The organism is Rhodopseudomonas sp. BR0G17 (assembly GCF_010907025.1).
Taxonomy (GTDB): domain Bacteria; phylum Pseudomonadota; class Alphaproteobacteria; order Rhizobiales; family Xanthobacteraceae; genus Rhodopseudomonas; species Rhodopseudomonas palustris_H.
In genome coordinates this window covers 63,913-74,241 of record NZ_QUML01000027.1, presented here as the reverse complement: position 1 = coordinate 74,241, position 10,329 = coordinate 63,913, and the positions used below count along the sequence as shown (strand labels likewise).

Below are 10,329 nucleotides of genomic sequence, written 5' to 3'. Positions count from 1 at the left end.
GGGGAGGGGAGAAGAGGGCGCTTCGCTTCGGTGCTACGTGGTCGCCTGGAGGGGCTGCGGCATGTCTCGCGTAAAGCTCCTCGCCCTGCAGCTCCTCGTCGCGATCGTCGCGCTGGCGGTGTGGCAGTTCTTCACCACGGTGCCGATCGCCGGCAAGCTGCTGCTGCCGCCGTTCTTCTTCTCGACGCCGGTCGATGTCGCCAAGCAGGTGATCGCCTGGTTCGCCTCGGGCGTGATCTGGAAGCATTTGTGGATCACGCTGCAGGAGTCGCTGCTCGCCTTCGTGATCGGCTCGCTCGCCGGCGTGCTGGTCGGCTTCTGGTTCGCTCGGCAGCCGCGGGTGGCGGCGGTGTTCGATCCTTATGTGAAAATGGTCAACGCGCTGCCGCGCGTGGTGCTGGCGCCGATCTTCACGCTTTGGCTGGGGCTTGGGATCTGGTCGAAGGTCGCGCTCGGCGTGACGCTCGTGTTCTTCGTGGTGTTCTTCAACGTCTATCAGGGCGTCAAGGAAACCAGCGCGACACTGGTCGACAACGCCCGGATGCTCGGCATGAGCGAGCGGCAGATGATGCGCCACGTGTTCTGGCCGTCGGCGCTGTCGTGGATGTTCTCGTCGCTGCACACCGCGATCGGCTTTGCGGTGGTCGGTGCGGTGGTCGGCGAGTATCTCGGCGCCGCCGCCGGGCTTGGCTACCTGATCCAGCAGGCGGAAGGCACTTTCGATGTCGCCGGCGTGTTCGCCGGGATGTTCGTGCTGTCGGTGTTCGTGATCCTGATCGACCTCGCGGTCAGCCTAGTCGAGCGGCGCCTCTTGGTGTGGCGGCCGCAGCCGAGCGGGGCGCAGCAGGCGGACTAGAGCACGGCGCGGCTTTGGCTTATTGTCCTTGCCGCTTCGTCTGGGGAGAACCAACGCCATGAAGGCCGGCTTTCGACACTTCGCTGCGGCGCTCGCCGCGATCCTGCTCACCGCTGGCGCCGCTCAGGCGCAGAGCAAGGTGACGATCGCGATCGGCGGCGGCGCCTGCCTGTGCTATCTGCCGACCGTGCTGGCCAAGCAGCTCGGCGAGTACGACAAGGTCGGGCTCAACGTCGAATTGGTCGACCTCAAGGGCGGCTCGGATGCGCTCAAAGCCGTGCTCGGCGGCAGCGCCGACGTCGTCTCCGGCTATTTCGACCACACCGTCAACCTCGCCGCGAAGAAGCAGGAGATGCAGAGCTTCGTGGTGTACGACCGCTATCCCGGCTTGGTGCTGGCGGTGTCTCCGGCCCACACCGCGGAGATCAAGTCGATCAAGGATCTCGCCGGCAAGGAGGTCGGCGTCAGCGCCCCGGGCTCGTCGACGGACTTCTTCCTGAAGTATCAGCTGAAGAAGAACGGCATTGACCCGAACAACGTTTCGGTAGTCGGTGTCGGCCTCGGCGCCACCGCGGTAGCGGCGATGCAGCAGGGCCAGATCGACGCCGCGGTGATGCTCGATCCGGCGGTGACGATCCTGCAGGCGGCGCATGCCGACCTCCGCATCCTCAGCGACACCCGCACCGAGCACGACACCCGCGAGGTGTTCGGCGGCGACTATCCGGGCGGCGCGCTGTACGCCACCACGGCCTGGATCAAGGCGCATCCGAACGAGGCGCTGGCGCTGACCAAGGCGATCCTCGGCACGCTGAGCTGGATCCACGCGCATTCCGCCGAGGAGATCGCCGACAAGATGCCGGCCAACATCGTCGGCAAGGACAAGGGGCAGTACGTCGCGGCGCTGAAGAACACGATCCCGATGTACTCGACCACCGGGCTGATGGACCCGAAGGGGGCGGACGCCGTGCTGGCGGTGTTCAGCGTTGGCTCGCCGGACGTGGCGAAGGCCAATATCGACGTCACCAAGACTTACACCAACGCCTTCGTCGAACAGGCGAAGGCGGCCGGTCCCGCCAAATAACGCTGCAATGAGCTCATCGCCGCCCGTTACCATCCACCGCGTCGGCCAGTTGGACCTCTGGGTCAGCGACTACGCGTGGCGATTCGCAGAGGCGCGCTGCGCCGACATCGATGCGCATTTCGAACGCCGGCAGGCCGAACAGCCGAAGCTGTGGAACGGCCGCGTGCTGATGGCGCGCCGGCCGCAGTTCGATGGCCCGTACTTCAGCGCCGAGTTCTTTGAAACCGACTTCGCCAGCTTCATGAGCTGGCGTGAATGGGAGTTTCCGGACGCCTCGGTGTTCAATGGCTTCGGGATGGGCGTGATCCGCGCCAGCGACGGGGCGATCCTGCTCGGCGAGATGGGCGCGCACACCTCCAATGCGGGCCGGGTGTACTTTCCCGGCGGCACGCCGGATCCTTCCGACGTCCGCAATCGCCGGCTGGAGATGGCCTCCAGCGTGGCCCGCGAGGTGAAGGAAGAGACCGGGCTGACACGGTTCGATTACCACGCTGCCGATCACTGGCACTGCGTCGAGGCCGGCGCCTCCGTGGCGATGCTGCGGATTCTGGATGTGGATCAGCCGGGCGAGGCGCTGAAGGCCCGGGTCGAAAAGCACCTGGCGAAAGAGGAACTACCGGAGTTCAGCCGGATGCATCTGGTGCGTTCGAAGGACGATTTCCTGCCCTCGATGCCGCGCTTCGTCACCGCTTTCCTGACGATGCTGCTGCGCGGCGAGGACTAATTACTTTCCCAACCGTCATGGCCGGGACCGGCCACGACGGTGTTTGGGGTCGCGTCTCAGCTATGCGCGTGGACGCCGAGGTCGTCGCGCGGGGTGATGCCGAGGCGGTTGAACAGCGCGCGGTCCTTGCTGTCGCCCGGGTTCGGGGTGGTCAGCAGGGTATCACCGATGAAGATCGAGTTGGCGCCGGCGAGGAAGCACAGCGCCTGCATCTCGTCGCTCATTGCGGTGCGGCCGGCGGCGAGGCGGACGTCCGACTTCGGCATCATGATGCGCGCCAGCGCGATGGTGCGGACGAATTCGAACGGATCGACCGGCGTCGCGGTCTGGGCGATCGGGGTGCCCTCGATCGGGATCAGCATGTTGATCGGCACGCTCTCCGGATGCTGCGGCAGGTTGGCCAGCGTGCGCAGCATCTCGACGCGGTCGGTCGGCTTCTCGCCGAGGCCGAGGATGCCGCCGCAGCACACCTTGATGCCGGCGTCCTGCACCTTCTCCAGCGTGTCGAGGCGGTCGCCGAAGCTGCGGGTCTTCACCACCGAGGCGTAAAACTCTTCCGAGGTGTCGATGTTGTGGTTGTAGTAGTCGAGGCCGGCGTCGGCGAGCTGCTTAGCCTGATCGTCGGTCAGCATGCCGAGCGTCATGCAGGCTTCCATGCCGAGCGCCTTGACGCCCTTCACCATCTCGATCACCGGCGCCATGTCGCGCTCCTTCGGCGAACGCCAGGCCGCGCCCATGCAATAGCGCGTCGCGCCGGCGTCGCGGGCCGCCTTGGCGGCCTCGATCACCTTGGCCGGCTCCATCAGCTTGGAGGCGGGCAGGGCGGTGTCGTGATGGGCGGATTGGCTGCAATAGCCGCAATCCTCGGCGCAGCCGCCGGTCTTGACGTTGAGCAGCTGATTGCACTGGACCTGGTTCGGATCGAAGGTCTGGCGGTGAATCGTCTGCGCCCGGAACATCAGGTCGGCGAACGGCGCATGATAGATCGCCGCGGCTTCCTCGCGGGTCCAGTCGTGGCGGATGGTGGGGCTGGCGGCGGCAAGCGTGGAATGGGCGATCGAGTTCAACGTCGGTGCTCCGGTCGGGGTCGTTCGGCTGGTGCACAGCCATAAGCGGTTTCGGCGGGTGAAGAAACCCACGGCGACGCATCGCCAGCCCGACCATGGTTTAGGTCAGGGTTTCTGACGCTTTATCAGGGCTTTTGCCCACGATTTGGCGTTGCGAAACAGTGGCGAGGTCGTTTACAAGACTATCCGTTCGGTCCGTCGGACTCTTGCGTCAACCTAACGCTCTTTTAGCGGTTGTCGCCGACGATAGGACCCTGAAGGTGTCGGGAATGACGATTGGCAGCGGCAGCATTGGAATGGAAGGAACGGCGATCACCGCCGCGTCCGCGATTCCGGCTGTGCTGATTCCGACCGCCGCCGCTTTCGAAGCGCTCGAGACCCTCGCGCTTGGCGGGCTGCTGCTTCTTAGCCGCCCCTGAGGGCCGTCTGGGCAGTTTTGCCTGGGCACTCAGGGGATCGCACGACAGCCAGCCCCTCATGCGCCCGCGCGGCGCCCCGACCAAAGGACATTTTTCATGACCACCACCACCCAGTCCGAACAGGACCGCGTCATCATTTTCGACACCACCTTGCGCGACGGCGAGCAGTGCCCCGGCGCCACCATGACGTTCGAGGAGAAGCTGAACGTCGCCCGGATGCTCGATGACATGGGCGTCGACGTGATCGAGGCCGGCTACCCGTTCGCCTCCGATGGTGACTTCGAGGCGGTGCATGAGATCGCCAAGCGTTCGAAGAATTCGGTGATTTGCGGCTTGTCGCGTGCGGCCCACAAGGACATCGACCGCTGCGCCGAGGCGATCAAGCCGGCCGAGCGCGGCCGTATTCACACCTTCCTGTCCACCTCGCCGGTGCACATGAAGTACAAGCTGCAGATGGAAGCCGCGCAGGTCTACGAGATGGTGATCTCGTCGGTGACCCGCGCCCGCAACCACACCGACGACGTCGAGTGGTCGGCGGAAGATGCCACCCGCACCGAGTTCGACTTCCTGTGCCGCTGCATCGAGGCGGCGATCAAGGCCGGCGCCACCACCATCAACTTGCCGGACACCGTCGGCTACGCGGTGCCCGAGGAATATCGCGAACTGTTCCGCAAGGTGCGTGAGACGGTGCCGAATTCCGACAAGGCGCGGTTCTCGGTCCACTGCCATAACGACCTGGGCATGGCGGTCGCCAATTCGATGGCCGGCGTCGCCGGCGGCGCCCGCCAGATCGAATGCACCATCAACGGCATCGGCGAGCGCGCCGGTAACGCCGCCTTGGAAGAGGTGGTGATGGCGATGCGGGTGCGGCAGGACAAGTTGCCGTACTGGAACCGGATCGAGTCGACGATGCTGACTCACGCCTCCAAGACCGTATCGGCCGCGACCTCGTTCCCGGTGCAGTACAACAAGGCGATCGTCGGCCGGAACGCGTTCGCGCACGAGAGCGGCATCCATCAGGATGGCATGATCAAGAACGCCCAGACCTATGAGATCATGACGCCCGAAACGGTGGGCGTGAAGGGCACCTCGCTGGTGATGGGCAAGCACTCCGGCCGCGCTGGCTTGATCCACAAGCTGGAAGAGCTGGGCTACAAGCTGTCGCGCAACCAGATCGAGGACGTGTTCGTTCGGTTCAAGGCTTTGGCCGACCGTAAGAAGGACGTCTACGACGAGGACATCGAGGCCTTGGTCGACGAGCAGCTGCTGCACGGTCAGGACCAGATCAAGCTGATGTCTCTGACGGTGATCGCCGGCACCCATGGTCCGCAGCGCGCCACTATGAAGCTGGACGTCGACGGCCAGATCCGGATTGAGGAAGCTGAAGGCAACGGCCCGGTGGACGCGGTGTTCAACTGCATCAAGGCGCTGGTGCCGCACGATGCCAAGTTGGAACTGTATCAGGTGCATGCCGTCACCGAGGGCACCGATGCGCAGGCGGAAGTGTCGGTGCGGCTGAGCCATGAAGGCCGCTCGATGACCGCGCGTGCAGCCGATCCCGACACCTTGGTGGCCTCAGCGAAGGCTTACCTGGGCGCGCTCAACAAGATCGTCGCCAAGCGTCAGCGCAGCGTGCGCGAAGACGCGCCGACGGTGGCCGTCGCCGGCTGATGCGTGAATAAGTCGCACAACCGCGGCTGACAGCTACAACTTCTGGAACGGTTCGAAAGGGCGATGCCGCTGTGCATCGCCCTTTTTCCGCGTTGCAGCAGTTGTTGACGGCGACCCTGCGAAGGGGCAATAGCCTTTCGTAGTGCTTCTCTGTATTGGTGCGGCTGGTAATCGAACGGGGCGGGGACGCGGGTGCGTTCCTCATAAGGAATCGGGAGAAAACATGCGTAAATCCATTCTAGCACTCGCATCGATCGCCGTGCTCGGGCTCGTCGGCCCGGCCGCCGCGCAGTCGCCGATCGTCATCAAGTTCAGCCATGTGGTGGCGCCCAACACGCCGAAGGGCATGGCCGCCGATAAGTTCAAAGAGCTCGCCGAGAAGTACACCGACGGCAAGGTCAAGGTCGAAGTCTATCCGAACTCGCAGCTGTTCAAGGACAAGGAAGAGCTCGACGCGCTGAAGCTCGGCGCTGTGCAGATGCTCGCGCCCTCGATCTCCAAGTTCGGCCCGGCCGGCGTGAAGGAATTCGAAGTCTTCGATCTGCCATACATCCTGCCGGACATCGCCGCGCTGCGGAAGGTGACCAACGGTCCGGTCGGCGCCAAGCTGTTCAAGCTGCTCGACTCCAAGGGCATCACCGGTCTCGCTTACTGGGACAACGGCTTCAAGATCATGAGCGCGAACAAGAAGCTGATCGCGCCGGAAGACTACAAGGGCCTGAAGTTCCGGATTCAGTCGTCGAAGGTGCTCGACGCTCAGTTCCGCGCGCTCGGCGCGATCCCGCAGGTGCTGGCGTTCTCCGAAGTGTATCAGGCGCTGCAGACCGGCGTCGTCGACGGCCAGGAGAACACGCCGTCGAACATGTACACCCAGAAGATGCACGAAGTGCAGAAGTACACCACCGTCACCAACCACGGCTACATCGGCTACGCGGTGATCGTGAACAAGCAGTTCTGGGACGGCATCCCGGCCGACGTCCGTGCGCAGCTCGACAAGGCGATGAAGGAAGCCACCGAGTTCGGCAACAGCCAGTCGCAGAAGGAAAACGAGGAAGCTCTCGAGGAGATGAAGAAGTCGGGTAAGACCGAGATCATCACCCTGACGCCGGAGCAGAACCTCGCGATGCGCAAGGCGATGGCGCCGGTGTACGACGACGTCGGCGGCCGCGTCGGCAAGGCTCTGATCGAAGAGTTCATCAAGGAAAGCGGCGGCGGTCCGACCAAGTAACATTTGCGAACGGGCGCCCGCGTTTCGACGCGGGCGCCCTCTGCTTTTGCCGGACCGCAGGGGCTGCGGGACTGGAATCAAGCGACGGCCGTCTTCTCGTCCTCACCGCAGCGACCGGCCGATCCACAGGGGGAATCTATGGTCCTGCGCATCCTGGACAGGCTCGAGGAAATTCTGATCGCCACGATGATCGGCGGCGCCACGCTGCTGATCTTCATCGCGGTGATGCACCGCTATCTGGTCGGCATCCCAATCCTCTATCCGATCCTGTTTCCGATCGACCTGTCGTGGGCGCAGGAACTGTGCATCTACATGTTCGTGTGGATGGCGAAGTTCGGTGCGGCCTACGGCGTGCGCACCGGCATCCATGTCGGCGTCGACGTGCTGGTCAACGTGATGCGTCCGAACCTGCGCAAGGCGACCATCCTGTTCGGTCTGTTCTGCGGCGCGTTCTTCACCTTCATCATCGGCTCGATGGGCGCCAAATTCGTCTACGGCCTGATCGATACCAACCAGACCTCGCCGGATCTCGAGATCCCGAGCTGGATCGTTTATCTCTGCATTCCGCTCGGTTCCTATCTGATGTGCTTCCGCTTCCTCCAGGTCGCCTATCACTTCTGGCGTCATGATCATCTGCCGCACCACGACCACGGTCAGGTCGAGGGCATCGACGAGCCACATATGCCCGGGTCCGCGGCCGCAGCGGCGGAGGCGGTGCGATGAACACCGCAATCATCTTCGGGCTGCTGATCGCCCTGATGCTGACCGGCATGCCGATCTCGATCGCGCTCGGTCTCACCGTGCTGTCGTTCGTCGTGCTGATGACCAACGTGCCGATGGAAGCGGTGTCGTTGAAGCTGTTCACCGGCATCGAGAACTTCGAGATCATGGCGATCCCGTTTTTCATCCTGGCCGGCAACTTCCTGACCCACGGCGGCGTCGCCCGCCGCATGATCAACTTCGCCACCACGATGGTCGGCCACTGGTACGGCGGCCTCGGCTTGGCGGGCGTGATGGCATGCGCGCTGTTCGCCGCGGTTTCGGGGTCCTCACCCGCGACCGTGATCGCGATCGGCTCGATCATGCTGCCGGCGATGGTGAAGCAGGGCTTCCCGAAGCGTTTCGGCGCCGGCGTCATCACCACCTCGGGCGCTCTCGGCATCCTGATCCCGCCGTCGATCGTGATGGTGGTTTATGCGGTGGCGACCGGCGGTTCGATCGCGCTCGATCCGGACGGCAATCGCGTGTCGTCGGCCTCGGTCGGCCAGCTGTTCATGGCCGGCGTCATTCCCGGCATCATGTTGGCCTCGCTGCTCGGCCTCACGACCTTCTACCGCGCCTGGAAGCACGACTATCCGCGGCTGCCGAAGGCGAGCTGGGCCGAGCGGTTCGACGCGTTCCGCAAGTGCGTCTGGGGCCTGCTGCTGATCGTGATCGTGCTCGGCGGCATCTACGCCGGCATGTTCACCCCGACCGAAGCGGCGGCGATCAGCGCGGTGTACGCCTTCATCATCGCGGTGTTCGTCTATCGCGACATGCGCCTGCGCGACGTGCCGCGGGTGCTGCTCGGCTCGGCCAACATGAGCGCGATGATCCTCTACATCATCACCAACGCCGTGCTGTTCTCGTTCCTGATGGCCAACGAAAACATCCCGCAGCAGATCGCGACCTGGATGTCGACCGCGGGCGTGAACTGGGTCTGGTTCCTGCTGGTGGTGAACATCCTGCTGCTGCTCGCCGGCAACGTGATGGAAGCGACCTCGATCGTGCTGATCATGGCGCCGATCCTGTTCCCGGTGGCGGTGAAGCTCGGCATTCATCCGGTCCATCTCGGTATCCTGATGGTGGTGAACATGGAGGTCGGCATGTGCCACCCGCCGGTGGGCCTCAACCTCTACGTCGCCTCCGGCATCGCCAAAATGGGCATTACCGAGCTGACGGTGGCGGTGATGCCGTGGCTGCTCACCATGCTGGCGTTCTTGGCGGTGGTCACTTACGTGCCCGAGATCTCGCTGTGGCTGCCTCGGATGCTCGGCATGTTGTAGTTGGTGTCCGTTCGTTTCGGTCTGCTAACAGCACATTACATCTTGGTAAGACGGCCTCGTCTGTCCAATCGTTAAGTTGAAGCCGCCGGGCAGGGCGCTCATCTTTATGGCTACCTTTTGAAGGAGGTTGCCATGAAGAAGGTTCTGCTCGCTGGCGTCGCCGCGCTGGTGTTCGCCGGTTCGACGGCGGCTTACGCCGAGCATCGCGGCTGGTTCGATCATGGCCGGCACGCATTCAGCGCTCAGGATCGCAGCGCGTTCGCCGACGCCAAGATCGCAGCCGTGAAGGCCGGGCTGCAGCTCACCCCCGACCAGGAGAAGCTGTGGCCGCCGGTCGAGGCCGCGGTGAAGGATCTGGTCAAGCTGCGGATCGACCGCGCCCAGGCGCGGATGAAGGCCCGCGACGACGACCGCGAGCCGCGTGACGCCGATCCGGTGGCACGGCTGCGCGACCGCGCCGATTCGATGGCCGCGACCGCGGCTGCGATGAAGAAGATCGCCGACGCCGCCGACCCGCTCTACAAATCGCTCGACGATAGCCAGAAGCGCCGCCTGCGGGTGCTGACCCGGATGGAGGGCGGTGGTTTCGGCTGGCGCCATCATCACGGCTTCATGCACCGCGACCGGGACGGCGACGACGATCGCGGCCCGCGCTGGGAGCGCGGCGGCCGCGGCCCGATGATGGACCGCCACGGCCCGATGGACGATGGCGACGGCCCGAGCCGGCTTTGACACAGACTTCGACAAGGACCTCCGGCGGCCGCACATGCCGCCGGAAGTCACTTCCAGATTCGCCTTTGATCGCCTCGGACAGCGGTCATGCGTCCTCGGAAGAGCACGAGCCGGTCGTTTGGCAGGTCCTGGCGCAGCGCGCATCGGATTGTGGGAGAACAGGAGGCTTCGGCAGAAACGCACGGCCGTCTTGGCCTGCTTCAAACGCGCTGAAACTGCTGCCGTTTTCGTGACCCGAAGTTTCTCCCCACAGACGTGAAAAAAGTCGTCCGCATTGCTGGACATCCCCGGTGGGCTTTGCTAAACGGACGCCGTCCCCGCAAGGGACCCAGCCGAAACGGCTGCGGGCGCATAGCTCAGTTGGTAGAGCAGCTGACTCTTAATCAGCGGGTCCTAGGTTCGAGCCCTAGTGCGCCCACCAATCAAATCCAAGCGTTAGCTTTAGATTGGTGGTCACGATCTGAGGATGGATCGTGAAGTTTGTTGTTCCGTTTGCAATTTTTGTT

Annotated in this window: 10 protein-coding genes and 1 tRNA gene; 10 read left to right on the top strand and 1 reads right to left on the bottom strand. The window is 64.1% G+C overall.

The window, feature by feature from the left end; translation table 11 throughout:
• The first annotated feature begins 61 nt into the window (after positions 1 to 61).
• Genes DY467_RS19080 through DY467_RS19070 form a run of 3 tightly spaced genes read left to right on the top strand, consistent with a single transcriptional unit; the run spans position 62 to position 2,661 of the window.
• A complete protein-coding gene (locus DY467_RS19080) occupies positions 62 to 856 on the top strand; it encodes an ABC transporter permease (protein ID WP_107355203.1) in 795 nt (264 codons plus the stop codon).
• A 58-nt stretch (positions 857 to 914) separates the two neighbouring features.
• Positions 915 to 1,937 (top strand): ABC transporter substrate-binding protein, encoded by a 1,023-nt coding sequence (locus tag DY467_RS19075; RefSeq protein WP_164638273.1) that lies wholly within the window; start codon positions 915 to 917, stop codon positions 1,935 to 1,937.
• A gap of 7 nt (positions 1,938 to 1,944) precedes the next feature.
• Complete coding sequence (locus DY467_RS19070) at positions 1,945 to 2,661, top strand: NUDIX hydrolase (protein ID WP_164638271.1); 717 nt, start codon at positions 1,945 to 1,947, stop codon at positions 2,659 to 2,661.
• A 56-nt stretch (positions 2,662 to 2,717) separates the two neighbouring features.
• Here DY467_RS19070 and bioB read toward each other — a convergent pair whose 3' ends face one another.
• Complete coding sequence (gene bioB, locus DY467_RS19065; protein WP_107343993.1) at positions 2,718 to 3,728, bottom strand: biotin synthase BioB; 1,011 nt, start codon at positions 3,726 to 3,728, stop codon at positions 2,718 to 2,720.
• A 260-nt stretch (positions 3,729 to 3,988) separates the two neighbouring features.
• Between bioB and DY467_RS19060 the strand changes: the two genes are divergently transcribed.
• The 7 genes from DY467_RS19060 to DY467_RS19030 all read left to right on the top strand — a co-directional run bounded on the left by DY467_RS19060 (position 3,989) and on the right by DY467_RS19030 (position 10,244).
• A complete protein-coding gene (locus tag DY467_RS19060) occupies positions 3,989 to 4,147 on the top strand; it encodes a hypothetical protein (protein ID WP_164638269.1) in 159 nt (52 codons plus the stop codon).
• Between the two features lie 96 nt (positions 4,148 to 4,243).
• Entirely contained in the window at positions 4,244 to 5,818 is a 1,575-nt protein-coding gene (locus DY467_RS19055; RefSeq protein ID WP_164638267.1) for a 2-isopropylmalate synthase, read from the top strand.
• Between the two features lie 223 nt (positions 5,819 to 6,041).
• A complete protein-coding gene (locus DY467_RS19050) occupies positions 6,042 to 7,046 on the top strand; it encodes a TRAP transporter substrate-binding protein (RefSeq protein WP_107343995.1) in 1,005 nt (334 codons plus the stop codon).
• Positions 7,047 to 7,184: 138 nt separating this feature from the next.
• The gene (locus DY467_RS19045) at positions 7,185 to 7,769 is read left to right on the top strand and encodes a TRAP transporter small permease (protein ID WP_107343996.1); all 585 of its coding nucleotides are present in this window, start codon (positions 7,185 to 7,187) and stop codon (positions 7,767 to 7,769) included.
• Entirely contained in the window at positions 7,766 to 9,091 is a 1,326-nt protein-coding gene (locus DY467_RS19040; RefSeq protein WP_107343997.1) for a TRAP transporter large permease, read from the top strand. The genes DY467_RS19045 and DY467_RS19040 overlap by 4 nt, the downstream gene beginning before the upstream one ends.
• Before the next feature lie 132 nt (positions 9,092 to 9,223).
• Positions 9,224 to 9,823: a Spy/CpxP family protein refolding chaperone gene (locus DY467_RS19035; protein ID WP_107343998.1), complete on the top strand. Its 600-nt coding sequence runs from the start codon at positions 9,224 to 9,226 to the stop codon at positions 9,821 to 9,823.
• A 345-nt stretch (positions 9,824 to 10,168) separates the two neighbouring features.
• Positions 10,169 to 10,244 (top strand) — tRNA-Lys (locus DY467_RS19030).
• Positions 10,245 to 10,329: the final 85 nt, after the last annotated feature.

Coding starts and splice junctions, on each gene's coding strand:
- DY467_RS19080 (WP_107355203.1), top strand. CDS start 62: ATGTCTCGCGTAAAGCTCCTCGCCCTGCAGCTCCTCGTCGCGATCGTC.
- DY467_RS19075 (WP_164638273.1), top strand. CDS start 915: ATGAAGGCCGGCTTTCGACACTTCGCTGCGGCGCTCGCCGCGATCCTG.
- DY467_RS19070 (WP_164638271.1), top strand. CDS start 1,945: ATGAGCTCATCGCCGCCCGTTACCATCCACCGCGTCGGCCAGTTGGAC.
- DY467_RS19055 (WP_164638267.1), top strand. CDS start 4,244: ATGACCACCACCACCCAGTCCGAACAGGACCGCGTCATCATTTTCGAC.
- DY467_RS19050 (WP_107343995.1), top strand. CDS start 6,042: ATGCGTAAATCCATTCTAGCACTCGCATCGATCGCCGTGCTCGGGCTC.
- DY467_RS19045 (WP_107343996.1), top strand. CDS start 7,185: ATGGTCCTGCGCATCCTGGACAGGCTCGAGGAAATTCTGATCGCCACG.
- DY467_RS19040 (WP_107343997.1), top strand. CDS start 7,766: ATGAACACCGCAATCATCTTCGGGCTGCTGATCGCCCTGATGCTGACC.
- DY467_RS19035 (WP_107343998.1), top strand. CDS start 9,224: ATGAAGAAGGTTCTGCTCGCTGGCGTCGCCGCGCTGGTGTTCGCCGGT.